Below are 22904 nucleotides of genomic sequence, written 5' to 3'. Positions count from 1 at the left end.
GATTTACTCCCGGCGGGCGGAGCCGGTCCGGATCTACGATCGACCGATGACTGATACGGCGAGGACGGCCCGCGCCGGAGTCCCCGAGCGTCCGACCCTGGACGGCATCGAGGAGACCTGGGCGCGCCGCTGGCAGGAGGAGGGCACGTACGCGTTCGACCGCAGCAGGGAGCGGGCGGACGTATACGCGATCGACACCCCGCCGCCGACCGTATCCGGCGAGCTGCACATGGGACACGTCTTCTCGTACACGCACACCGACACGGTGGCCCGCTTCCAGCGGATGCGCGGCAAGGCGGTCTTCTACCCGATGGGCTGGGACGACAACGGGCTGCCGACCGAGCGCCGGGTGCAGAACGTGTACGGGGTGCGCTGCGACCCGTCGTTGCCGTACGACCCGGACTGGACGCCACCCGACGCCCCGGTGGACGACGCGGCCCGGAAGAACCCGACGTCGATCTCCCGGCGCAACTTCGTGGAGCTGTGCGAGCGGCTCACCGGCGAGGACGAGCAGGTCTTCGAGGCGCTGTGGCGGCGGCTCGGGTTGTCGGTGGACTGGTCGCTGACGTACACCACGATCGGGCGGGTGGCGCGGGCCACCTCGCAGCGGGCGTTCCTGCGCAACCTGGCGCGCGGCGAGGCGTACCAGGCGGAGGCGCCGACCCTCTGGGACGTCGGTTTCGCCACCGCCGTGGCCCAGGCGGAACTGGAGGACCGGGAACGGCCCGGCGCGTACCACCGGTTGCGGTTCCACGCAGCCGGCGGGCGGGAGGTGCTGATCGACACCACCCGGCCGGAGCTGCTGCCGGCCTGCGTGGCGCTGGTCTGCCACCCGGACGACGAGCGCTACGCCGACCTGGTCGGCACGGTGGTGCGTACCCCGGTCTTCGGGGTGGAGGTGCCGGTGCGCGCGCACCCGCTGGCGGACCCGGCCAAGGGCACCGGCGTCGCGATGGTCTGCACCTTCGGCGACCTCACCGACGTGACCTGGTGGCGGGACCTGGACCTGGACACCCGGGTGGTGGTCGGCCGGGACGGGCGGCTGCTGCCGGAACCGCCGCACGGCGTGCCGGCGGAGCCCTACGCGGCGTTGGCCGGGCAGGGCGTGAACGGTGCCCGTCGGGCGGTGGTGGAACTGCTGACCGGGGCGGGTGACCTGGTCGGCGAGCCCCGTCCGATCACCCACCCTGTGAAGTTCTACGAGCGTGGCGACCGGCCGTTGGAGATCGTCTCCACCCGGCAGTGGTACCTGCGCAACGGCGGTCGGGACGCGGAGCTGCGCTCGGCGCTGCTCGACCGGGGTGCGGAGCTGAACTGGGTGCCGGGGCACATGCGCCACCGCTACGAGCACTGGGTGGGCGGCCTGACCGGCGACTGGTTGGTCAGCCGGCAGCGGTTCTTCGGCGTGCCGGTGCCGGTGTGGTACCGGCTCGACGACGCTGGCGAGCCGGTCTGGACCCAGCCTCTCACACCGGAGGAGTCCACGCTGCCGATCGACCCGTCCAGCGATCCGCCGCCCGGCTTCGACGAGGCGCAACGCGGAAAACCGGGCGGTTTCATCGGTGACCCGGACGTTCTGGACACCTGGGCCACCTCGTCGTTGACCCCGCAGATCGTCGGTGGCTGGGAGACCGACCCGGACCTGTTCGCCCGGGTCTTCCCGATGGACCTGCGGCCCCAGGGACAGGAGATCATCCGTACCTGGCTCTTCTCCACCGTGGTCCGCGCCCACCTGGAGCACGGGGTGCTGCCCTGGCGGGACACCGTGCTCTCCGGCTGGATCCTCGACCCGGACCGGAAGAAGATGTCCAAGTCCAAGGGGAACGTGGTGACCCCGATGGCGCTGCTGACCGAACACGGCTCGGACGCGGTGCGGTACTGGGCGGCCAGCGGCAAGCCCGGCATGGACCTGGCCTTCGACCCGGCCCAGATCCGGATCGGGCGGCGGCTGGCCACCAAGATCCTCAACGCGTCGAAGTTCGCCCTCGGGCTGGGCGCCGCTGACGCGTTGCGCGCGCCGGCGACGGAACCGCTGGACACCGCCATGCTCGCCGAACTCTCCGGCGTGGTCGCCACGGCGACCACCGCCTTCGACGGGTACGACCACACGGCCGCCCTCCAGGCGACCGAGGCGTTCTTCTGGCGGTTCTGCGACGACTACATCGAGCTGGTGAAGGAACGCGCCTACGGCACCGGGCCCGGGGCGGACTCGGCCCGCGCGGCGCTCGCCACCGCGCTGTCGGTGCAGTTGCGGCTCTTCGCCCCGGTGCTGCCGTACGTGACCGAGGAGGTCTGGTCGTGGTGGCGGTACGGCTCGGTGCACCGTGCGCCCTGGCCCACCACGTACGAGGTCCAACGCGCGGTCCGGGGCACCGGTGACCCGGCGCTGCTGCGGCTGGCCGGGGACGCGTTGAGCCAGGTGCGGCGGGCCAAGTCGGAGCGGAAGCTCTCGATGCGGACCGAGGTGCCGCTGGCCGAGGCGCTCGCCCCGGCCGCCGTCCTCGACCAGCTCGCCCTGGTCGCCGACGACGTGCGCGCGGCCGGCCGGATCACCACCCTCGACCCGGTCCCCGACCGCACCACGGAACTCGTCATCGCCTGCGCCTTCTGACGACCGCCGACCGCCCGACCGGCGACGCTGGGCGGGCGGGTTGGTTGGTAGCAGGGGTCCCCTGTTACTCCTCTTTGATGAACAGGGGACCCCTGCTACCACCGGAGAAGGAGGAGGGGACCCCTGCTACCACCTCAGCTGGTTTCGCCGGCCACGCTGAAGGAGCGGAGCCGGTTGACGGCCAGCACGGTGAAGCCGACGACGACCAGCGTGGTCATCACCGCCGACACCGGCACGGTGACCGTGGTGGACAGCAGTGCGGTGGGGGCGATCCGGTCGGCCAGCGCGATCACGTACTGCTGGATGGAGAGCACCTTGGTGCCGCTCACGAAGTTGCCGAGCAGCCCCTCCCAGATCAGCACGTAGACCAGGCCGAGCAGCACCGGCCGCCGGGTGACCAGGCTGAGCGCCACGAACAGGGCGGAGTACGCCAGCGCGCCGATCGCCGACGCGAGCGCCAGCGCCAGGCCGAACCGGACCGAGTGGGCGAGCACCCCCGCGACGTACAGCGGCACGGCGCAGGACACCGCGGTGACGCCGGCCGCCACCCCGAGCTTCGGCAGCACGATCTGCCAACGGGGCAGCGGCTTGGTCAGGATGTGCACCACGGTGCCGTCGTCGATCTCGGCGCCCAGCACGCCGGTGCCGACGATCAGGGCGACCACGGGCAGCACCACGGCCAGACCGAGCCCGACCAGCACCGGAGGCGCCCACTGGCCGGGGTCGACGCCGAGCGCCCGGGACAGCACCGCCAACCCGACCAGGATCAACGGCAACGGGACGAGCATCAGGGACCGGCGGCGGCCGAAGAGGCCGCGCGCGGTGATCCAGGTGACGGTCGACATGTCAGTTATGCCTCCACCAGGTAGGAGAAGACGCTCTCCAGGGACTCGTCCTCGGGCAGCAGCCGCCGCACCCGGATGCCCTGGCCGAGCGCGATCCGGGGCAGCGCCCGGGTGAACGCCCCGTAGTCGCCGGCCCGTACGGTCAGGCCGGACCGGTCCAGCTCGACCCCGTTGACCGACGGCTCGGCCATCAGCGCCACGGCCAGCGCCCGGTCGTCGGTGGACTGGACGGCGAAGACGTGCGGCCGGTTGGTCATCAGCCGGCGGATGGTGCGGAAGTCGCCGGAGGCGGCCAGCCGGCCGGCCACCATCACCTGCACGGTGCCGGAGACCTGCTCGACCTCCTCCAGGATGTGCGAGCTGAACAGGATCGTCCGGCCGGCGTCACCGAGGCGGTGCAGCAACTGCATCATGTGCAGCCGCTGGCGTGGGTCCATGCCGTTGAACGGCTCGTCGAGCAGGAGCACCTGCGGGTCGTGCACCAGCGCCGCGGCCACCCGGGTCCGCTGCCGCATGCCCTTGGAGTAGGTGCCGATCCGTCGGTCCTGCGCGCCCTCCAGCTCGACCAGGTTGATCGCGCGGCGGGCCGCCTCCGCCGGGTCGGGCAGCTTGTGCAGCTTCGCGCTGGCCAGCACGAACTCGTAGGCGGTGAGGAAGGTCTGCACCGCCTCGCGCTCGCTGACCAGGCCGAGCCGCCGGTAGACGTCGGGGTGTCGCCAGGTCGGCTCGCCGTCGAGGGTGACCGTGCCCCGGGAGGGGGCGAGGAATCCGGCCATCATGTGCAGCAAGGTGGTCTTGCCAGCCCCGTTCGGACCGAGCAGGCCGGTCACCCCGGGGCCCAGGGACATGGTGACGTCGTTGACCGCCACCACGTTGCCGTACCAGCGGGAGACGCCGGTAAGGGTCAGTTCACTCATGCGGAGGCGACCTTCCGGTAGCGGGCGAGCAGCAGCGCGACGGAGCCGGCCACCAGGAGGACGGCGGCCACGGCGTAGAGCGGACCGAACCCGCCGATCGGCAGGGCCGTCGAGCCACCACCGGGCGAGGCGAGCAGGTCGCCGAGGGCCCAGCCGCCGATCCCCTGCACCAGGGTGGACGGGGAGGCCAGGAAGGCCAGCTCGTTGACCGTGTTCGAGGGCATCACCTGGAGCGTGCCGACGATCGGGGTGGTCATCAGGAACACCGCGACCACGCCACCGGCGGCGAACGCCCGCTTGCCGGTGAGCGAGGCGACCAGCAGCCCGACCGAGGCGAAGACCACCGCCCACAGCCCGGCGTAGAGCAACCCGGGCAGCAGGTCGAGCAGTTCGTCCCAGGCGCCCCGCCAGCCCTTGCCGGTGGTGAACGCGGCCCCGACGAACATCAGCAGTTGCGGCGCACCGAGCAGCAGCCAGAGCGCGGTCATCAGGGCGGCGAGCTTGGCCAGCGGGTAGTCGGAGCGGGGCAGCGGTCGGGAGAAGTAGAGCGGGAGCACGCCGCTGCGCAGGTCGCGGGAGACCAACTCGGGCGCGACCACCGCGACGAAGAAGATCACCAGCCAGCTCATCGCGTCGGCGAACTGGGCGTACGTCAGCACGACCTCGCCAATCTGGGTCCGCACCGCGGTCGCGCCGGCGGCGACCACGACGACGATCGCCACGATCAGCCACGGGAAGATCTTGGCCTTGGCGCTGCGACCGAGGCCGAACGCGGTCCGCAGTCCGTGCCCGTAGAGCGCGCCGAAGACCTGGCGGCGGCCGAGGCGGGGCCCGGCGTAGCGCTGGTAACCGATGTCGTGGATGACCCCGGTCGGCTCAGGCATTGATCGACTCCCTCGGTGCGAAGAGTTCGGCCACCCGGTGCCGGCGCTGGTCGAGCCGGTGCAGCGGCAGGTCCAGCTCGGCGACCGCGCCGAGGATCAGGTCGTAGGTCCGCTCGTCGGCGAGCGGGACGAGCAGCATCCGGCCGTCCCGGCCCACCGGCAGGTCGAGTGCGGCGAGCCGGGCCGCCAGCTCGTCCGTACCCTCGCTGACCTCGACGGCGAGGATGTCGGTGGCGGAGGTCATCGCGGAGATCCGGTCGGCGCGCAGTAGCCGTCCGCCGTCGATGGCGACCAGCGTGTCGCAGATCCGCTCGACCTCGCCAAGCAGGTGCGAACAGACCACCACGGAGATGCCGAACTCGTTGCCGATGCGGTGGACGAGGTTGAGCATGGCGTCCCGGCCGGCCGGGTCGAGGCCGTTGGTCGGCTCGTCGAGCAGGAGGAGGTCCGGGTCGTGCACCAGCGCCTGGGCCAGCTTGACCCGCTGCTTCATGCCGGTGGAGTAGCCGCCGACCGGCCGGTACCGCTCCTCGTAGAGGCCGACGTGGCGCAACGCCTCGGAGGCCCGTTCCCGGGCGACGGTGCGGGGCAGCCCGCTGATCCGGCCGAGGTGGGTGACGAACTCGGCGGCGGAGAGGTCCGGCGGGAGGCAGTCGTGTTCGGGCATGTAGCCGACCCGGGCCCGGACAGCGGCCGGGTCGGCGGTCGGGTCGAGGCCGAGCACCCGGACGGAACCGCTGGTCGGGGCGAGCAGGCCCAGCAGGATCTTGATGAGGGTGGACTTTCCGGCGCCGTTGGCACCGACCAGCCCGACGATTCCCGGTTCGACCGCGACGGTCAGGTCGGCCAGCGCCGTGACCCGTCCACCGTAGGTCTTGGTCAGCGACTCGGTCGCGAGCAGTGTCACGCCGCTCAGCCTAGGGAGCCGGCGCACCCCGGGACATCAGGTCCGCCCCTGATCCTCCGTGGCACGCTCCACTAGGGGGCGACCGCGCACGTCCCCGCAGGTCACACAGGGTGCGGACGATGAGACGAGGAGTCACGTACCGGCCGGCCGGCGCGTCCGGCGGCCCCACCGCGCCGGCCGGGGCGGTCGGGGTGACGGGTTCCCGACGGCGGACGTCTCACGGAGATCGACCGTACGACATCCGGACGGGACGATTCGGCCGGCCGGATGCGGCCCGTGGCAGACGGCACCGCGCTGACCAGCGTCGCTGTCCACGGCGAACGGTCCGCACCGGGGCACCAGACAGCAGCGCGGGGAGCCGTACGGCGGTCCGGGGAGCGTGATCGTGGGGTGGCACTCTCGACCGATCGCCGGTCGGCTGCGAAACTGTGTGCCGGTCAGCGAGTGGGGGGTGTGATGAGCAACGGCTGGGTGCTGCCCGACGACGTGCTCCGGGACGCGCCGGTGTTCACACCGCGCCCGGTCGAGCTCGCCGACCTGGAGCTGCTGCTGAGCGGGGCGTACGCGCCATTGACCGGCTTCATGACGCGGGCCGACCTGACCTCGCTCAGTCGCCGGGGACGGCTCGCCAACGGCACGCCCTGGCCGGTGCCGGTCACCCTCCAGGTGCCGGCGGCCGTGGCCGAGGGGCTGCGGCCCGACGACCCGGCGGGCCGGGTGCTGGTGCTCACCGACGGCGAGGGCGCCCCGCTCGCCGCGCTCGACGTGCGGGACGTCTGGTCCGGCCGGGACGGCACCGCCGGGCTGGGTGGCCCGGTCCAACGGATCGGCGACGGCGGCCATGCCCCGTTCCAGCGGTTGCGGCGCACCCCGGAGGAGGTCCGGGCGCTGCTGCCACCCGGGCGGGTGCTCGGGGTGATCGCCGACCGGCCGCTGCACCGGCCGCAGCTCGCCCAGATCGCGCACGCGGCCCGGACGCTCGGCGCGCACCTGCTGCTGATGATCCCGGTCGGCGAGGAGTCCACCGGCGGTCTGCCGTCCGAGGCGCTGGTCCGCGCGGTCTTCGCCGCCCGGGACCGGATGCCCCCGGCGACCCTGATCACGGTGCCGCTGACCCGGCGGCGGGACGAGATCAGCGACGCGCTCTTGCGGGCCCGGGTCTCCGCCGCCTACGGCGTGACCCACCTGCTCTCCACCGAGGAGACGCTCTCCGGCGCCGGGCTACGGGTGCTGGTGCCCCGGGAACTGGCCTACGACAACCGGGACGGGCAGTGGCGCTGGCGGGACGACATCCCGCCGCGTAACCGGCGGCTGGCCTTCAGCCAGGAGGAGATCGACGACCACCTGGACCGGGGCTTCCCGCTGCCGGAGTGGCACACCCCACCGGCGGTGGCGAAGGAGTTGGCCCGCGCCCGGCCGCCGCTGCGGCACCGCGGTCTGGTGGTCTTCCTGACCGGGCTCTCCGGGTCCGGCAAGTCGACGATCGCCAGTGGGCTCGCCGACGCGTTGCGGGAGGCCGGGGACCGGACGATCACCCTGCTCGACGGGGACGTGGTGCGGCGGGAACTCTCCGCCGGGTTGACGTTCAGCCGGGCGGACCGGGACCTCAACGTGCGGCGGATCGGCTGGGTGGCCGCCGAGATCGCCCGGCACCGGGGGGTGGCGATCTGCTGCCCGATCGCCCCGTACGCCCAGGCGCGGGCGACCGCGCGGGAGATGGCGGAGTCCGCCGGGGCGGGTTTCGTGCTGGTCCACGTCGCCACCCCGCTGGAGACCTGCGAGCAGCGGGACCGCAAGGGTCTCTACGCCCGGGCCCGGGCGGGACTGCTCACCGGGATGACCGGCGTCGACGACCCGTACGAAGAGCCGACCGACGCGGACCTGGTGGTGGACACCTCGGACATCTCGATCGAGGAGGCGGTGCAGCGGGTGCTGCACCTGCTGACCGAGGTCGGCTGGGTCGAGCCCCGCCTGACTCCGGCCTGACCTGACCGTCCGTCCTCCAGCACGGCCTCGGCCGCCACACCTCCGCCCACCGGCCTCGGGCCGGCCCGACCCGGGACTGTCCAAGCCGGGACCGCCCGACCCGGGAACACCCGGCGGTACGCCATGGTCGCCGGTGGTACCGGCCGGGGTGGGGCCTCCGACACACCGTCGGCGAACGCCGGCTGCCGCATGCCCGCCGGCCGCCTTCCGCATCGTGCACGCGCCGCGCTAGTGTTCATCTTTGTTGGAACACGTTCGGGAAAGTCGGACGGCACGGGAGCGGAGGCTGGAGATGCTGGCGCGGCAGCGACAAGCGGCCATCCTGGAGCGGGTGCGGGCGACCGGCGGTGTACGGGTCAGCGACCTCGCCGCCGAGTTCGGCGTCTCCGACATGACCATCCGCCGCGACCTGGACGCCCTGGACGCCCAGGGCCTGCTGGCCAAGGTGCACGGCGGAGCCACGGTGGCCGACCCCTCGGCAGCCGACGAACCCGGCTTCGACGCCAAGTCGGTACGCCAGCCGGCCGAGAAGGCGATCATCGCCGCGCACGCCGCCCGGTTGGTCCGCCCCGGCGCGGCCGTCGCCCTCTCCGCCGGTACGACCACCGCCGCGCTGGCCCGCCGCCTGGTCGACGTGCCGGCGCTGACCGTGGTCACCAACTCGTTGCCGGTGGCGGAGGTCTTCCACGCCGGCGGCCGACCGGACCAGACGGTCATCCTCACCGGCGGCATCCGGACGCCCTCGGACGCGCTGGTCGGGCCGCTGGCCGTGGCGGCGATCCGGTCCCTGCACCTGGACGTGCTCTTCCTCGGGGTACACGGCATCAGCGAACGGGCCGGCTTCACCACGCCGAACCTGATGGAGGCGGAGACCAACCAGGCGTTGATGTCCTCCGCCGACCGACTGGTGGTGCTCGCCGACCACACCAAGTGGGGGCTGGTCGGCCTCTGCTCGATCGGCGGGCTGGACTGCGCGGACGTGGTGGTGGTCGACGACCGGCTGACCGAGGAGGGCCGCCGGGTGCTCGGCGAGCGGGTGCGGGAGCTGATCGTCGTGGAGCGGTCGCCGGGCGGTCGCCCGGCGACGGAAGGGACACCGGCATGAGACGTACGGTCACCAAGCTGGCCGACGGTCGTGAGCTGATCTACTTCGACGAGCGGGACGACGTCGTCCGCGACGAACCGGACCGGCGGGAACTGCCCCCGCCCCCGCCCGCGTCGCAGCTACGCTACGACCCCCTGCTCGACGAGTGGGTGGCGGTGGCGGTGCACCGGCAGGCCCGCACCTTCCTCCCCCCGGCCGACCAGTGCCCGCTCTGCCCCTCCCGGGATGACCGGCGGAGCGAGATCCCGGCCTCCGGGTACGACGTGGTGGTCTTCGAGAACCGCTTCCCCGCGCTCAGCCAGCGGATCGCCGACGAGCCGCCGGGTGTCACCCCGTTCACCGAGATCAGACCGGGGCTCGGCCGCTGCGAGGTGGTCTGCTTCACCGACGACCACCACGCCGCGTTCGTCGACCTGCCGCCGGACCGGGTGCGGACCGTCCTCGACGCGCTCGCCGACCGGACCGCCGCCCTGGCCGAGCTCCCCGGGGTCGAGCAGGTCTTCTGCTTCGAGAACCGGGGCGTGGAGATCGGGGTGACCCTGCACCACCCGCACGGTCAGATCTACGCGTTCCCCTTCGTCACGCCCCGGACCCGGACGATGCTGGCCGCCGCCCGTCGGCACGCCGAGCGCACCGGCGGCAACCTCTACGCCGACGTGCTCGCCGCGGAGCGGGCCGCCGGGGATCGGGTGGTGGCGGAGAACGAGCACTGGACGGCGTACGTGCCGGCGGCGGCCCGCTGGCCGTTCGAGGTGCACCTGGCCCCGCACCGGCCGGTGCCGGACATCCCGGCGCTGACCGACGCGGAGCGGGACGCCTTCGGCCCGCTCTACCTGGACGTGCTGCGCCGGTTCGACGGACTGTTCGACATGCCGATGCCGTACATCGCGGCCTGGCACCAGGCCCCGGTCCGCGTCGACCGCGAGCTGGCCCATCTGCACCTGCAACTGTTCAGCATCCGGCGGGCGGCGGACAAGCTGAAGTACCTCGCCGGAACGGAGTCGGGGATGGGCGTCTTCATCAGCGACGTCGCGCCGGAACGCGCCGCGCAGTTGCTGCGCGAGGCCTGAGGCACCGGCCGTCACCGTCCGCGCGGGACCAGCACCCGACCCGTCGTCCGCTGCGGGAACAGGGCGCGGGGGGCCCGGGACAGGGCCCCCCGCTGGGAAGGGACGGCTGGCTGCGCACGACAGCCGGGAAGGCTGGCTGGTCGGCGCTCACGTGTCGCATGCGACCGTGGTCAACCTTCCTGGACGCGACTGGCATCACGTCCACCCTGTCAACGACCGGACGCCCCGTCCGGTGACGCGTCAGTGCGGCGCGTGGGTGTCTCCGGCAGGACGCACGGAGCCCGCCGGCTGTGGCCGACGGGCTCCGTGGTGGGCGTGATCAGGCGCCGAGACGGCGTGCCAGGTTCTCGTCCAGGGCGTTCATGAACTCGTCGGTGGTCAGCCACGGGGCGTCCCGCGAGATGAGCAGCGCGAGGTCCTTGGTCATCTGACCACCCTCGACGGTGTCGATGATGACCTGCTCCAGGGTGTTGGCGAACTCGGTGACCGCCGGGGTGTTGTCCAGCTTGCCCCGGTGGGCCAGGCCCCGGGTCCAGGCGTAGATGGAGGCGATCGGGTTGGTCGAGGTCTTCTCGCCCTTCTGCCACTGCCGGTAGTGCCGGGTGACGGTGCCGTGGGCGGCCTCCGCCTCGACGGTCCGGCCGTCCGGAGTCATCAGGACCGAGGTCATCAGGCCGAGCGAGCCGAAGCCCTGGGCCACGGTGTCGGACTGCACGTCACCGTCGTAGTTCTTGCAGGCCCAGACGAAGCCGCCCTCCCACTTGAGCGCGGCGGCGACCATGTCGTCGATGAGCCGGTGCTCGTAGGTGATGCCGGCGGCGTCGAACTCGGCCTTGAACTCGTTCTCGAAGACCTCGGCGAAGATGTCCTTGAACCGGCCGTCGTACGCCTTGAGGATGGTGTTCTTGGTCGACAGGTAGACCGGGTAGCCGCGGTCGAGGCCGTAGCGCATCGAGGCGCGGGCGAAGTCCCGGATCGACTCGTCGAAGTTGTACATGCCCATCGCGACGCCGCCGCCGGTGAAGTTGGCGACCTCCATCTCGACCGGGGCGCCACCGTCGGTCGGGGTGTAGGTGACGGTCACCTTGCCCGGGCCGGGGACGACGAAGTCGGTGGCCTTGTACTGGTCGCCGTGGGCGTGCCGGCCGATGATGATCGGCTTGGTCCAGCCCGGCACCAGCCGCGGCACGTTCGACATGATGATCGGCTCACGGAAGACGACGCCACCGAGGATGTTCCGGATGGTGCCGTTGGGCGAGCGCCACATCTTCTTCAGGCCGAACTCCTCGACCCGGGCCTCGTCCGGCGTGATGGTGGCGCACTTGACACCGACGCCGTGCTCCTTGATGGCGTTGGCGGCGTCGATGGTGACCTGGTCGTCGGTCTCGTCGCGGTACTGGATCGAGAGGTCGTAGTAATGCAGGTCGACGTCGAGGTAGGGCAGGATCAGCTGCTCCCGGATCTGCTTCCAGATGATCCGCGTCATCTCGTCGCCGTCGAGCTCTACGACCGGGTTGTTTACCTTGATCTTCGCCATCGGCCGGCGCTCCTCTCGGGGGACACGTGCTCAAGCAGTACGAGCGTACTGGAACTTGCCCGGTCCCTCGCAGCTGGCCCTCCACCTCCCCCGGACGAGCAACGATCCTCCGGTCCGCCGTGGCGATCGGAGATCGGCTCGGGAGGGCGGACCGGAGGATCAGCGCGTCGACCGGGCTGTGGGTGCCGCGCCACCGTCCCGGGTCGCCGGCCGGCCGTCAAGGGCTGGTCGGCGCGTCGGCGACCCGGACGGTCGCGTGACGTCACATGTTGGCGACGTCGGCCTGCTTGGCCCGGACCGCCTCGGCGGCCTCCTTCAGGCTGGCCAGCTCGTCGGCGTCCAGCTCGGTGGTGACGACCCGCTTCACGCCCTCGGCGCCCAGCTCCGCCTCGACGCCCAGGTAGACGCCGGAGATGCCGAACTCACCGTCGACCCAGGCGCAGACCGGCATGACCTCGCCGGAGTCCTCGGCGACCGCCTTGGCCATCCGGGCGGCGGCGGCGGACGGGGCGTAGTACGCCGAACCGGTCTTGAGCAGGGCGACCACCTCGGCACCGCCGTTGCGGGTCTTGACCACCAGGTCCTCGATCTGCTCGGCCGGCATCACGTCACGCAGCGGCTTGCCGTCGACGCTGCTGCGGGACGGGACCGGGACCATGGTGTCGCCGTGCGAGCCCAGAGTGAGCGTCGTCACCGACTTCACCGGTACGCCGAGCGCCTCGGCGACGAAGTTGCTGAACCGGGCGGTGTCGAGCATGCCCGCCTGGCCCAGCACCCGGTTCTTCGGGAACCCGGTGGCGATCTGGGCCAGCGCGGTCATCTCGTCGAGCGGGTTGGAGACGACGATGACCACGGCGTTCGGGGCGAAGCGGGCGACGTTCTCGGAGACCTGACGGACGATCTTGGCGTTGGTCTCCAGCAGGTCCATCCGGCTCATGCCCGGCTTGCGGGGCAGGCCAGCGGTAATCACGACGACGTCCGAACCCTCGATCGCCTCGTAGCCCTCGCCGTTGGGGCCGGTGGTCGCACCGACGATCTTGGTCTCAAAGCCCTCGATCGCCCGCGACTGGTTGAGGTCGAGGGCGAGGCCGGCGGGCTTCCCCTCGACGATGTCGGTGATCACGACGGTGTCGAAGATGTCGTACTCGGCCAGGCGCTGTGCGGTGGTGGAGCCGTAGAAGCCGGCCCCGACGACAGTGACCTTCTTACCCATGGTCGTCCCACTCCCTGCTACCAGTCGGTTTTCCGGACCGTATCAGTCATCCTGGCACCGGACCGGCCGGGTCGGACGGTTATGACGTAGTCGGCACCTGGCGCTCGGCGCGCTCGACCACGTTGGTCAGCAGCATCGCCCGGGTCATCGGCCCGACGCCACCGGGCATCGGAACCAGGGCGCCGGCCGTCTCGGCGACCTCGGGATCGACGTCACCGGTGTAGCGGCCCTTGCCGTCCGCCCCGATCACCCGGGTGATGCCGACGTCGACCACCACCGCCCCCGGGCGGACCAGGTCGGCGGTGAGCAGGCCGGGAACCCCGGCGGCCACGATCACGATGTCGGCGGCCCGGGTGTGCGCGGCCAGGTCGAGGGTGCCGGTGTGGCAGAGGGTCACCGTCGCGTTCTCGCTGCGCCGGGTCAGCAGCAGACCGAGCGGACGGCCGACCGTGTTGCCCCGGCCGACCACGGCGACGTTCGCCCCGCGCAGCGGCACGTCGTGCCGGCGCAGCAGCTCCACGATGCCGCGCGGCGTGCAGGGCAGCGGCCCGTCGTAGCCGAGCACCAGCCGGCCGAGGTTGACCGGGTGCAGGCCGTCCGCGTCCTTCTGGGGGTCGATCATCTCCAGCGCCCGCTGGGTGTCCAGGTGACCCGGCAGCGGCAGCTGGACGATGTAGCCGTGGCACGCCGGGTCCGCGTTCAGCTCGGCGAGCACCGCGTCCACCTGCTCCTGCGTAGCGTCGGCCGGCAACTCGCGCCGGATCGAGGCGATGCCCACCTCCGCGCAGTCCCGGTGCTTGCCGTTGACGTACGCCTGGGAGCCCGGGTCGGCGCCGACCAGCACCGTGCCCAGCCCCGGGGTGATGCCCCGCTCCGCCAGTGCCTTGACCCGCACCCGCAGCTCGTCCTTGATCTCCGCCGCGGTCGCCTTGCCGTCCAGGATCGTCGCCGTCACTCCCCGATCGTCTCACGCCCGGCACCCGTCGTTCCGCCGACCCGTTCCTTGTCCCCGTGCCACCCGCGCCGACCTGGGGCGATCCGGACCCGTGACACACGGTCGGGCCACGGGCCAGTGCTCACCCTCCGTCACCTCTCGGCCCGACGGGCGGGGCGCGGGGTGCCGGCTGGGGTGGTTGCGGGGGTCCCCTGCTCCGCAGAATCCGGTAGCAGGGGGCCCCTGCAGGCACCCGGAGAGCACGCCCGTCACCAGCGGCGCCGACGGGCGCCGGCAACCGTGCGCGACCGTGAGCGACCGCCGATGGAGCGCCGGCGTCATCGGCGGGGCGCCGACGCCTCCATCAGTGGGCGCGCCGGCGACCGCCGGTGGCGGGTCAGTGGAAGAAGTGCCGGGTGCCGGTGAGGTACATGGTCACGCCGGCCTCGGCGGCGGCGGCGATCACCTCGTCGTCCCGGATCGAACCGCCCGGCTGCACGACGGCGCGGACCCCCGCGTCGATCAGCACCTTGAGCCCGTCGGCGAACGGGAAGAACGCGTCCGAGGCGGCGACCGCGCCCCGGGCCCGGTCCGCCCCGGCGCGGTTCACCGCGAGGTGCGCCGAGTCGACCCGGTTGACCTGCCCCATGCCGACCCCGACGGTCGCCCCGTCGGCGGCGAGCAGGATCGCGTTGCTCTTAACCGAGCGGACCGCCCGCCAGGCGAAGGTCAGGTCGCGCAGGAGGTCGCCGTCGGCCGGTTCGCCGGCCACCAGCCGCCAGGCGGCGGGGTCGTCGCCGGGGGCGTCCACCCGGTCGGCCATCTGCACCAGCACACCGCCGCTGACCTGCCGCCACTCGGCCGGCGGCGGGGCCCAGGCCGGGGCACGCAGCAGGCGCAGGTTCTTCTTGGCCTGGAGCACCTCGACCGCTCCCGCCTCGAACTCCGGCGCCACCAGGACCTCGGTGAAGATCTCCGCGACCTGCTTGGCCAGCTCGACGGTGACCGGCCGGTTGACCGCGATCACCCCGCCGTACGCGGAGACCGGGTCGCAGGCGTGCGCCCGGCGGTGCGCGTCGGCCACGTCGGCGCCGACCGCGATCCCGCACGGGTTGGCGTGCTTGATGATCGCCACGGCCGGCTGGTCGGCGAAGTCGTTCGCCGCCCGCCAGGCGGCGTCCGCGTCGACGTAGTTGTTGTACGACATCTCCTTGCCGTGCAGCTGCTCGGCCTGGGCCAGCCCGACCGGGGCGTCCGGGTCGGTGTAGAGGGCGGCCTGCTGGTGCGGGTTCTCGCCGTAGCGCAGGGCCCGCTGGGCGCGGAGTCCCAGACCGGCGAAGGCGGGCCAGTCCGCCTCCTCCGGGTCGAGCTGCGCCGCGCACCAGTTCGCCACGGCGATGTCGTACTCGGCGATCTCGGCGAAGGCGCGGGCGGCGAGCACACGACGCTGCGCCAGCGAGAAACCGCCCGCATCGAGGGCGGCCAGCACCGTCGGGTACGCGGCCGGATCGGTCACCACGGCGACCGAGGCGTGGTTCTTCGCGGCGGCCCGGACCATCGCCGGCCCGCCGATGTCGATCTGCTCGACGCACTCGTCCACGCTGGCGCCGGAGGCCACCGTGGCCTGGAACGGGTACAGGTTGGAGACCAGCAGGTCGATGCCGGCGATGCCGTGCTCGTCGAGCTGGGCGGCGTGCGAGTCCTTGCGCAGGTCGGCGAGGAGGCCGCCGTGGATCTTCGGGTGCAGGGTCTTGACCCGGCCGTCGAGGATCTCCGGGAACCCGGTCACCGACTCGACGGCGGTCACCGGCACCCCGGAACCGGCGATCGTCGACGCGGTGCTGCCGGTCGAGACGATCTCGACCCCGGCGTCGTGCAGGGCCCGGGCCAGCTCGACCAGCCCGCTCTTGTCGTAGACGCTGACCAGCGCCCGCCGGATCGGCCGGCGCCCGTCGGAGGGGGTACTCACGCCAACGGTGACCTTTCTTTCGGTGATCGTCCAACCTTCGCGGACCAGGCGGCCGACCTGCTCGACGAGCTGCCGCCGCTCGGCCACCTTGATGCGCTCGGTGAGCGTCTCCTCGTCGTCGTCGTCGCGCACCGGCACCGCGACCTGGGCGACGATCGGACCGGTGTCCATGCCCGCGTCGACGAAGAAGAGGGTCGCGCCGGTGACCTTCACGCCGTAGGCGAGGGCGTCCCGGGGCCCGTGGATGCCGGGGAAGGCCGGCAGCAGGGTGTTGTGGGTGTTCAGGTAGCGGCCGGCGAAGGCGGCCAGGAAGCGCGGGCCGACGAGCTTCAGGAAACCGGCGGAGACGACCAGGTCGGGGCGGTGCGCGGCGACCTGGGCGGTGAGCGCGACGTCCCAGTCCACACGGGTCGGATGGTCCTTCAACCGCTCCACGAAGGTCGGCACCCCGGCGGCGGTGGCCCGGTCCAGCCCGGCGATGCCGTCCCGGTCGGCGCCGACCGCGACCACCCGGGCCCCGTACGCCGGGTCGGCGCAGGCATCCAGCAGGGCCTGGAGATTACTGCCGGAACCGGAGACGAGGACGACGATGCGGGCGGTGGACGCGGGCTCGGTCACCCGGTCACCCTATCGGGCCGGCGACGGCCCCGTTCCGCTGGCCAGACCCTCCGTCAGCCGGTCCTCACCGTGGGACCGCGCCCCGCCGGTCACCCCGGACGTCACCCCGAGCAGGTACTCTGCCCCCGCTCGATATTCGACACGCGAGCGGCCCGCCCCACCTGCGGGCGGCCCGGCTCGCGGTCACCGATCAAGGAGTTCACCCCATGCAGCCCGGATACCCCCAGCAGCCGCCGCAGCAGATCGACAACAACATGACCATGTCGATCGTGGCCATCTTCCTCTTCTGGCCGCTCGCCATCCCCGCGTTGATCAACGCCTCCAAGGTCAACCCGCTGGTGCAGCAGGGTAACTACGCGGCGGCCCAGGCCGCTGCGGCGGAGAGCAAGAAGTGGTCGAAGTGGGCCCTCATCGTCGGCCTCTCCTGGTACGTCATCGTCCTGATCTGCTGCCTGCTGGGTGGCCTCGGGTCGCTGATGGGCACCGACACAACCGTCTGACCCTCCCAACGCCGCACAGCAAGGAGCGCAGCCCGTGCAGCCCGACAACCCCGGCCAGGACCCGTACGGCCAGCAGCCGCCCTCGGATCCCACCTCGCCGCAGTACTCCGACCCGTACGGTCAGCCGGCGCAGCCGTCCTACGGCCAGCCGTCGCACGACCCGTACGGTCAGCAGCCGCAGGATCCGTACGGTCAGCCGCCGACCTCGGGCCAGCCGTACGGTCAGCCGGCCTCCGGGCAGCCGTACGGTCAGCCGCCGACCTCGGGCGGGCCGTACGGGCAGCCGATCTCGGGGCAGCCGTACGGGCAGCCGCCGACCTCGGGCGGGCCGTACGGCCAACCCGCCTCCGGTCAGCCGTACGGGGACCCGTACGCGCAGCAGCAGCCCTACGGCGCGGCGCCGGGCTACCCGGCCGGGCAGTACGGCCAGTACGGTGTGACGCCGCAGAACAACAACCTCGGCCTGATCGGGATGATCCTCGGCATCACCTCGATCGTCTTCGCGATCTGCTGCGCCTTCCTCGGCATCATCCTCGGCATCGCCGGTGTGGTGCTGGGCGTGATGGGCCAGAAGAAGGCGGAGCAGGGGCTGGCCGACAACAAGGGCCAGGCGACGACCGCCCTGATCACCGGCGCGGTGGGCATCGTCCTCGGTCTGGCCAACGCGATCCTCGGTGCCGCGCTGAACCTGAACTCGCTGAACCTGTCCTGACCAGCGATGTGTGGCCCACAGGCGGGGTGTCCGGAAGTCCTCCGGGCGCCCCGCCGCCGTCTGACCGCCCGATCCGGGTTCACCGCGGGGCTGGCTGGCCCTGGACCCGGGATCAGGGACGGGGGGCGGGCTGGCGGGTGAAGGCACGGGTGGCGGCGGCTCCGAGCAGCGCGCCGACCGCCACGACCGCGGTGGTCACGGCGGTCACCTGCCAGGCGACCGGACCCACCTCGGCGAGCCGGCCGCCGCCGAGCGGGCCACCGGAGACCGCCGCCGCCGCGCCCACCAGCAGACCGGCCACCGGCCCGGCGAGGGCCGCCGTGCCGAGCAGCGGCCCCCAGTGAAGCGGCGTCCGGTCGTCGGCCGCCGACCGGAGCAGGCGGCGGGCGAGCAGCCAGCCGGCCGCCATCCCGATCAGGACCGGCACCGCGAGCAGCAACGCGCCGAGCCCGTCGACCGGCCCGCGCGGCAGGCCGGCGAGCAGCGGTACGGCCGGCAGCGCGCCGACGGAGACCTCGCTGGTGCGTACCGCCGTGTCGGTGCCCACGGCGAACCCGGGGCCGAGCAGGTAGCTGGTCGCCCAGATCGCGGCGTTCGGCGCGTAGGCGAGACTGACCAGGGTGATCCCGGCCTGCCCGGCCACCCCGGTCCGGTAGGCGCCGATCATGTCGGCGGCGTCGCCACCACCGGTAGCGATGGCCAGTCCGGCGGCCCCCGCGCCCGCCCCGGCCAACAGCAGTCCGGCGACCAGGCCGGTGCGGACCCCGTCGTGCAGCGCGGTGGGCACCCGCCGGAGCAGCCGGTCGGGAGCACCGGTCGTCCGCAGCGCGCCCACCAGGGCGGCGGCCACACCGACGAGCCCCAGGTTCACCCCGGCCCGCAGCGGGGAGAGGCTCGTCCCGGCGGTGTCGGCGCCGAGTGCGGCGAGCACGCCGAGCAGCGCGTACCCGAGACCGACCGCGCCCGCCGCGACGAACGCCGGACGGACCTCCCCGACGCCCCGCGCGCCCAGCGCCCGGGTGGTGTGCACCCCGGCCCGGGTCAACCGCCAGACGACCAGCGCGGTCAGGGCCAGCGGGGCGAGGCCGAGCGGGCCGGCGCCGGTGTCGAGTGGCACCCCGTGGCCGAGCAGCCAGCCGGCCAGGCCGGCGCGGAGCGCGCCGACCACCGACGCGGCGTCCTCGCTGAGCTGCATCAACCCGAGCACCACGGCTACCGGAAGGTACGAGGTGAGGGCGGCCCAGCCGGCGGCCACCACGGCGGCGACGGCGAGCGGGGCGCGCCGACGACGGGGGGCGTCCGCCCGGTCGGCCCCTCCGGGACGCCGGGGACGCGGCCGGGGAACCGGGCCGGCACGACCACCCGGCCGGTCGTCGGAATCGACGCCAGCGGGACGGCGAGGCTGATCAGGGGTGACGGAGGACATCGGGTTCCACTCTGGCACGCCGGACGAGCGGGGGCAGTCCGATAACCCGGCCGATCACCGATGAGTTCGGTGATCCTTCCGCCCGGGACGCTACACCCGGTCTAACCTCGGCGCAGGCGCGGCCTTCCGCGGTCGCGGCCCCGACCGTCCGGAGGAAGTCGTGTCCGCTCCCTACGCACCGCCCCCGCCGTCCGCAGCCGGCAAGGACCGGACCACCCTCTGGGGCGTGCTCGGCATCGTCCTCGGCCTGCTGTGCTGCGGCATCCTGGGGGTCATCTTCGGGTACCTGTCGATCCGGGACGCCCGGCGGTACGGACAGTCACAGGTGCTGGGCTGGCTGGCCATCGCCTTCGGCGTGATCAACATCATCGGCAGCGCGGTCCTGCGGGCTACCGGGAACTACCCGATCGGCAACGACTGACGACCGGGACGCCGTCCTCGGCGCCACACCGGCCGCCGGCAGGGAGCGGTGCCGCCGGGAGGACCGCGACGCGGAGGGGGACGACCGTGCGGTCGTCCCCCTCCGTCGGTGCGCTCTCGGCTCAGCTGGCCGACATGATCTCCCGCATGAGCTTGGCGGTCTCGGTCGGCGTCTTGCCGACCTTGACGCCGACCGCCTCCAGCGCCTCCTTCTTCGCCTCGGCGGTGCCCGCCGAGCCGGAGATGATGGCGCCGGCGTGTCCCATGGTCTTGCCGGGCGGGGCGGTGAAGCCGGCGATGTAGCCGACCACCGGCTTGGTCACGTTCGCCTTGATGAACTCGGCGGCCCGCTCCTCGGCGTCACCGCCGATCTCACCGATCATCACGATGGCGTCGGTGTCCGGGTCGGCCTCGAAGGCGGCCAGCGCGTCGATGTGGGTGGTGCCGATGATCGGGTCGCCACCGATGCCGACGCAGGTCGAGAAGCCGATGTCACGCAGCTCGTACATCATCTGGTAGGTCAGCGTGCCGCTCTTGCTGACCAGGCCGATCCGGCCGGAGCCGGTGATGTCGGCCGGGATGATGCCGGCGTTGGACGCCCCCGGCGAGGCGATGCCCGGGCAGTTCGGCCCGATGATCCGGGTGCGCTCCCCTTGGGCGGTGTTGTACGCCCAGAAGGCGGCGGTGTCGTGCACCGGGACGCCCTCGGTGATGACCACGGCCAGCGGGATGCCGGCGTCGATCGCCTCGACCACCGCGCCCTTGGTGAACTGCGGCGGTACGAAGATCACCGTGACGTCCGCCCCGGTCTCCTTCATGGCGTCCGCCACGTTGGCGAAGACCGGCAGCTCGGTGCCGTCGAAGTCGACGCTCTGCCCGGCCTTGCGCGGGTTGACGCCACCGACCACGTTGGTGCCGGCGGCGAGCATCCGCCGGGTGTGCTTGGAACCCTCGGAACCGGTCATCCCCTGGACGATGACCTTCGAGTCCTTGGTCAGCCAGATAGCCATTGTCAGACCCCCGCAGCCGCCAGCTCGGCGGCCCGCTCGGCCGCACCGTCCATGGTGTCGACCCGCTCGACGAGCGGGTTCTTCGCGCCGTCGAGGATCGCCCGACCGGCCTCCGCGTTGTTGCCGTCGAGGCGGACCACGAGCGGCTTGGTGACCTTCTCGCCACGCTGCTCCAGCAGGGCGAGGGCCTGGATGATGCCGTTGGCGACCTCGTCGCAGGCGGTGATGCCGCCGAAGACGTTCACGAAGACGCTCTTGACCGACGGGTCGGACAGGACGATCTCCAGTCCGTTCGCCATCACCGCGGCACTCGCGCCGCCGCCGATGTCGAGGAAGTTCGCCGGCTTGACGTCGCCGTGCCGCTCACCGGCGTAGGCGACCACGTCGAGGGTCGACATGACCAGACCCGCGCCGTTGCCGATGATGCCGACCTCGCCGTCGAGCTTGACGTAGTTGAGGTCCTTCTCCTTGGCGCGCTGCTCCAGCGGGTCCACCGTCGCCTGGTCGACCAGGGCCTCGTGGTCCGGGTGCCGGAACGCGGCGTTCTCGTCGAGGGTGATCTTGGCGTCGAGCAGCAGCACGTTGCCGTCGGCCGTACGGGCGAGCGGGTTCACCTCGACCAGGGTGGCGTCCTCGGCGACGAACGCCTGCCAGAGCTGGACCGCGATCGCGACCACCTGGTCGGCGACGTCGGCCGGGAACCCGGCGGCCTCGACGATCTCCCGCGCCTTGGCCTCGTCCACACCGGTGTTGGCGTCGATCGGGGTCTTGACGACCTTGTCCGGGGTCTCGGCGGCGACCTGCTCAATGTCCATGCCGCCGGCCACGCTGGCGATGCACAGGAAGGTGCGGTTCGCGCGGTCGAGCAGGTACGAGAAGTAGTACTCCTCGGCGATGTCCGCGGTCACCGTGATCATGACCTTGTGGACCGTGTGACCCTTGATGTCCATGCCGAGGATGTCGGTGGCCCGGGCCACCGTCTCGTCCGTCCCCTCGGCCAACTTGACGCCGCCGGCCTTGCCTCGGCCACCGACCTTCACCTGGGCCTTGACGACCACCCGGCCGCCAAGGCGCTCGGCGATCGCGCGTGCCTCCTCCGGGGTCGTGGCGACGCCGCCGGCGAGCACGGGCAGTCCGTGCCGCTCGAACAGGTCCCGCCCCTGGTACTCGTACAGGTCCACGATTGCGCGTCCCGTCCCGTCTCCGCGGCGCGCCGTCGCGCCGCCACCAGCGTTGGAAAAAGCTTGACGCCTGCCGTCACAGAAGACAGGCCGTTTGCGGCAGCCTAACGAGAAGGCCACCGCCGGCAACCGAGCGGGTGCGTGGTGTGCGGAAACGCACAGCGATGTGCGGAACGCCGGACTCCGCCGGTGGGGGCGGGTAAGCGGCGAAAAGTTGCCGCGACGGGGCGTAACCGCTGGTGTGTGGGGTCGTTGAGAGAAGTGTCGGAGCGCTGGTCAGCGCGATGACGGGAGACGGCCGATGCCCTGTCGGTCGAGGGGTGGCGGCGGGGCATCGTGCATAGAGGGGCCGGACGTGTGAGGGGTGCGTCCGGTCCCTCCCCCCGTCTGCCGATCGTTCGCCCCGGTGCGGTTTCCGCCCGGGACGCTCACCGGTGGGGTTCTCCCACCGGTCGGGCCTTTCCGGCCTCCCGCCAGCGTTCCGCGCAGGGCCGCTTGTTCCTCGCCCGGGTTGTCAGCCGACCGGCTGGGCGACGTTGCCCCGGACCCACTCGACGATCGCCTGGGTCGTGGCTCCCGGAGTGAAGATCTTGGCCACGCCGAGCTTCTCCAGCTCGGGGATGTCGGCCTCGGGGATGATCCCCCCGCCGAAGACGACGACGTCCCGGGCGTCCCGCTCGCCGAGCAGTTCCAACACCCGGCGGAAGAGGGTCATGTGCGCGCCGGAGAGGACGGAGAGCCCGACCGCGTCGGCGTCCTCCTGGAGCGCCGTCTCCACGATCTGCTCCGGCGTCTGGTGCAGTCCGGTGTAGATGACCTCCATGCCGGCGTCGCGCAGGGCCCGTGCGACCACCTTGGCGCCCCGGTCGTGCCCGTCCAGCCCCGGCTTGGCGACGACGACCCGAATTCGAGAGCTCATCAGCGCACACCTCTCACAGGCTCAGCGGTTCCACAGGCTCGGCGGCAGATCACCTGAACGAACGGTAACCGACGGATCGCGGCCGGGAAATCCGGCCGACGATCCATCGACGGGTGGCATGCCTCACGCCAGCCGGACAT

General features: G+C 72.4%; 19 protein-coding genes and 1 pseudogene. 7 read left to right on the top strand and 13 right to left on the bottom strand.

Annotated elements, in window-relative coordinates; all coding sequences use genetic code 11:
- Window positions 1-46 precede the first annotated feature (46 nt).
- Entirely contained in the window at window positions 47-2611 is a 2565-nt protein-coding gene (gene valS, locus GA0070618_RS14830) for a valine--tRNA ligase (protein ID WP_088982159.1), read from the top strand.
- 134 nt (window positions 2612-2745) lie between these two features.
- On the opposite strand, the gene GA0070618_RS14825 is transcribed toward valS, so the two are convergent.
- The 4 genes from GA0070618_RS14825 to GA0070618_RS14810 are packed head-to-tail and all read right to left on the bottom strand — an operon-like array spanning window position 2746 to window position 6164.
- Window positions 2746-3456, bottom strand: a complete 711-nt coding sequence (locus GA0070618_RS14825) for an ABC transporter permease (protein ID WP_088982158.1) — start codon at window positions 3454-3456, stop codon at window positions 2746-2748.
- Window positions 3457-3461: 5 nt separating this feature from the next.
- Window positions 3462-4373, bottom strand: a complete 912-nt coding sequence (locus tag GA0070618_RS14820) for an ABC transporter ATP-binding protein (protein WP_088982157.1) — start codon at window positions 4371-4373, stop codon at window positions 3462-3464.
- A complete protein-coding gene (locus tag GA0070618_RS14815) occupies window positions 4370-5257 on the bottom strand; it encodes an ABC transporter permease (RefSeq protein ID WP_088982156.1) in 888 nt (295 codons plus the stop codon). The genes GA0070618_RS14820 and GA0070618_RS14815 overlap by 4 nt, the downstream gene beginning before the upstream one ends.
- Window positions 5250-6164: an ABC transporter ATP-binding protein gene (locus GA0070618_RS14810; protein WP_088982155.1), complete on the bottom strand. Its 915-nt coding sequence runs from the start codon at window positions 6162-6164 to the stop codon at window positions 5250-5252. The genes GA0070618_RS14815 and GA0070618_RS14810 overlap by 8 nt, the downstream gene beginning before the upstream one ends.
- Window positions 6165-6620: 456 nt before the next feature.
- Between GA0070618_RS14810 and cysC the strand changes: the two genes are divergently transcribed.
- The 3 genes from cysC (at window position 6621) to galT (ending at window position 10325) form a co-directional block, all read left to right on the top strand.
- A complete protein-coding gene (gene cysC / locus GA0070618_RS14805) occupies window positions 6621-8150 on the top strand; it encodes an adenylyl-sulfate kinase (RefSeq protein WP_088982154.1) in 1530 nt (509 codons plus the stop codon).
- A gap of 292 nt (window positions 8151-8442) precedes the next feature.
- Window positions 8443-9255, top strand: coding sequence for a DeoR/GlpR family DNA-binding transcription regulator (locus GA0070618_RS14800; RefSeq protein WP_088982153.1), 813 nt, complete (start codon window positions 8443-8445; stop codon window positions 9253-9255).
- Window positions 9252-10325, top strand: coding sequence for a galactose-1-phosphate uridylyltransferase (galT, locus tag GA0070618_RS14795; RefSeq protein WP_088982152.1), 1074 nt, complete (start codon window positions 9252-9254; stop codon window positions 10323-10325). Before GA0070618_RS14800 ends, galT begins: the two co-directional genes overlap by 4 nt.
- A gap of 319 nt (window positions 10326-10644) precedes the next feature.
- Here the strand turns inward: galT and GA0070618_RS14790 are convergent, their stop codons facing one another.
- From GA0070618_RS14790 to purN, 5 genes and pseudogenes are all read right to left on the bottom strand, one after another.
- A complete protein-coding gene (locus GA0070618_RS14790) occupies window positions 10645-11862 on the bottom strand; it encodes an NADP-dependent isocitrate dehydrogenase (RefSeq protein ID WP_088982151.1) in 1218 nt (405 codons plus the stop codon).
- A 262-nt stretch (window positions 11863-12124) separates the two neighbouring features.
- Window positions 12125-13075, bottom strand: a complete 951-nt coding sequence (locus tag GA0070618_RS14785) for a malate dehydrogenase (RefSeq protein WP_088982150.1) — start codon at window positions 13073-13075, stop codon at window positions 12125-12127.
- Between the two features lie 79 nt (window positions 13076-13154).
- Window positions 13155-14030 (bottom strand): bifunctional methylenetetrahydrofolate dehydrogenase/methenyltetrahydrofolate cyclohydrolase, encoded by an 876-nt coding sequence (locus GA0070618_RS14780; RefSeq protein ID WP_088982149.1) that lies wholly within the window; start codon window positions 14028-14030, stop codon window positions 13155-13157.
- Between the two features lie 376 nt (window positions 14031-14406).
- Window positions 14407-15978: a bifunctional phosphoribosylaminoimidazolecarboxamide formyltransferase/IMP cyclohydrolase gene (gene purH, locus GA0070618_RS14775; RefSeq protein ID WP_197701789.1), complete on the bottom strand. Its 1572-nt coding sequence runs from the start codon at window positions 15976-15978 to the stop codon at window positions 14407-14409.
- Window positions 15979-16596 (bottom strand): annotated as a pseudogene (gene purN / locus GA0070618_RS34265) (phosphoribosylglycinamide formyltransferase); the annotation flags it as partial. It lies immediately after the preceding gene.
- 206 nt (window positions 16597-16802) lie between these two features.
- On the opposite strand from purN, the gene GA0070618_RS14770 reads away from it, so the two are divergent.
- Together GA0070618_RS14770 and GA0070618_RS14765 are read left to right on the top strand one after the other, a co-directional pair.
- Window positions 16803-17096 (top strand): CD225/dispanin family protein, encoded by a 294-nt coding sequence (locus GA0070618_RS14770; RefSeq protein WP_088982147.1) that lies wholly within the window; start codon window positions 16803-16805, stop codon window positions 17094-17096.
- 34 nt (window positions 17097-17130) lie between these two features.
- Window positions 17131-17808, top strand: coding sequence for a DUF4190 domain-containing protein (locus tag GA0070618_RS14765; RefSeq protein WP_088982146.1), 678 nt, complete (start codon window positions 17131-17133; stop codon window positions 17806-17808).
- A gap of 112 nt (window positions 17809-17920) precedes the next feature.
- Here GA0070618_RS14765 and GA0070618_RS14760 read toward each other — a convergent pair whose 3' ends face one another.
- Window positions 17921-19234, bottom strand: coding sequence for a cell division protein PerM (locus GA0070618_RS14760; RefSeq protein ID WP_088982145.1), 1314 nt, complete (start codon window positions 19232-19234; stop codon window positions 17921-17923).
- A 160-nt stretch (window positions 19235-19394) separates the two neighbouring features.
- Between GA0070618_RS14760 and GA0070618_RS14755 the strand changes: the two genes are divergently transcribed.
- Window positions 19395-19655, top strand: a complete 261-nt coding sequence (locus GA0070618_RS14755) for a hypothetical protein (RefSeq protein ID WP_088982144.1) — start codon at window positions 19395-19397, stop codon at window positions 19653-19655.
- Between the two features lie 121 nt (window positions 19656-19776).
- Here the strand turns inward: GA0070618_RS14755 and sucD are convergent, their stop codons facing one another.
- The 3 genes from sucD to GA0070618_RS14740 form a co-directional block, all read right to left on the bottom strand.
- Window positions 19777-20664, bottom strand: coding sequence for a succinate--CoA ligase subunit alpha (sucD, locus tag GA0070618_RS14750; protein ID WP_088982143.1), 888 nt, complete (start codon window positions 20662-20664; stop codon window positions 19777-19779).
- Between the two features lie 2 nt (window positions 20665-20666).
- Complete coding sequence (gene sucC / locus GA0070618_RS14745) at window positions 20667-21845, bottom strand: ADP-forming succinate--CoA ligase subunit beta (RefSeq protein ID WP_088982142.1); 1179 nt, start codon at window positions 21843-21845, stop codon at window positions 20667-20669.
- Between the two features lie 514 nt (window positions 21846-22359).
- Complete coding sequence (locus GA0070618_RS14740; protein WP_088982141.1) at window positions 22360-22764, bottom strand: cobalamin B12-binding domain-containing protein; 405 nt, start codon at window positions 22762-22764, stop codon at window positions 22360-22362.
- Window positions 22765-22904 lie beyond the last annotated feature (140 nt).

It is taken from the genome of Micromonospora echinospora (genome assembly GCF_900091495.1).
GTDB classification, from domain to species: Bacteria; Actinomycetota; Actinomycetes; order Mycobacteriales; family Micromonosporaceae; genus Micromonospora; species Micromonospora echinospora.
Note: the sequence above shows the minus strand (reverse complement) of the source record. Positions and strands in the feature narration are given on the sequence as shown.

What these genes read in the sequence shown, in the direction of transcription:
- valS (WP_088982159.1), top strand. Translation starts at nt 47, where the DNA reads ATGACTGATACGGCGAGGACGGCCCGCGCCGGAGTCCCCGAGCGTCCG.
- GA0070618_RS14825 (WP_088982158.1), bottom strand. Translation starts at nt 3,456, where the DNA reads ATGTCGACCGTCACCTGGATCACCGCGCGCGGCCTCTTCGGCCGCCGC.
- GA0070618_RS14820 (WP_088982157.1), bottom strand. Translation starts at nt 4,373, where the DNA reads ATGAGTGAACTGACCCTTACCGGCGTCTCCCGCTGGTACGGCAACGTG.
- GA0070618_RS14815 (WP_088982156.1), bottom strand. Translation starts at nt 5,257, where the DNA reads ATGCCTGAGCCGACCGGGGTCATCCACGACATCGGTTACCAGCGCTAC.
- cysC (WP_088982154.1), top strand. Translation starts at nt 6,621, where the DNA reads ATGAGCAACGGCTGGGTGCTGCCCGACGACGTGCTCCGGGACGCGCCG.
- GA0070618_RS14800 (WP_088982153.1), top strand. Translation starts at nt 8,443, where the DNA reads ATGCTGGCGCGGCAGCGACAAGCGGCCATCCTGGAGCGGGTGCGGGCG.
- galT (WP_088982152.1), top strand. Translation starts at nt 9,252, where the DNA reads ATGAGACGTACGGTCACCAAGCTGGCCGACGGTCGTGAGCTGATCTAC.
- GA0070618_RS14790 (WP_088982151.1), bottom strand. Translation starts at nt 11,862, where the DNA reads ATGGCGAAGATCAAGGTAAACAACCCGGTCGTAGAGCTCGACGGCGAC.
- GA0070618_RS14785 (WP_088982150.1), bottom strand. Translation starts at nt 13,075, where the DNA reads ATGGGTAAGAAGGTCACTGTCGTCGGGGCCGGCTTCTACGGCTCCACC.
- GA0070618_RS14770 (WP_088982147.1), top strand. Translation starts at nt 16,803, where the DNA reads ATGCAGCCCGGATACCCCCAGCAGCCGCCGCAGCAGATCGACAACAAC.
- GA0070618_RS14760 (WP_088982145.1), bottom strand. Translation starts at nt 19,234, where the DNA reads ATGTCCTCCGTCACCCCTGATCAGCCTCGCCGTCCCGCTGGCGTCGAT.
- sucD (WP_088982143.1), bottom strand. Translation starts at nt 20,664, where the DNA reads ATGGCTATCTGGCTGACCAAGGACTCGAAGGTCATCGTCCAGGGGATG.
- GA0070618_RS14740 (WP_088982141.1), bottom strand. Translation starts at nt 22,764, where the DNA reads ATGAGCTCTCGAATTCGGGTCGTCGTCGCCAAGCCGGGGCTGGACGGG.